The sequence below is a fragment of the Nonomuraea deserti genome, from assembly GCF_004348685.1.
Taxonomy (GTDB): Bacteria; Actinomycetota; Actinomycetes; order Streptosporangiales; family Streptosporangiaceae; genus Nonomuraea; species Nonomuraea deserti.
On the sequence record NZ_SMKO01000450.1, the window covers coordinates 1 to 533 of the forward strand.

Here is a 533-nt window from a genome sequence, read left to right on the forward strand (position 1 = left end):
GGGTGGGCTGAGGGTGTCGGGATGTTGCTGGTGGAGCGGTTGTCGGATGCTCGCCGGCTGGGGCATCGGGTGCTGGCGGTGGTGCGGGGCAGTGCGATCAATCAGGACGGTGCGAGTAACGGGTTGACGGCGCCGAATGGTCCGTCGCAGCAGCGGGTGATCCGGCAGGCGTTGGCGAATGCGGGGTTGTCGGCGGTTGAGGTGGATGCGGTGGAGGCGCATGGGACGGGGACGTCGCTGGGTGATCCGATCGAGGCTCAGGCGTTGATCGCGACGTATGGGCAGGGTCGGGATCGGCCGTTGTGGTTGGGGTCGTTGAAGTCGAACATCGGTCATGCGCAGGCGGCTGCGGGCGTCGGTGGTGTGATCAAGATGGTGATGGCGTTGCGGCACGGGACGTTGCCGAGGACGTTGCATGTGGATGAGCCGTCGCCGCATGTGGATTGGTCGGCGGGTGCGGTGGAGTTGCTGACCGAGGCTCGTTCCTGGGACGAGCTCGACCGTCCGCGCCGCGCCGCCGTCTCCTCCTTCGG

1 pseudogene is annotated in these 533 nt (G+C 67.4%); it reads left to right on the plus strand.

Features of this window, described 5'->3' with window-relative positions:
* Positions 1-533 (plus strand): annotated as a pseudogene (locus E1292_RS50625) (polyketide synthase); the annotation flags it as partial.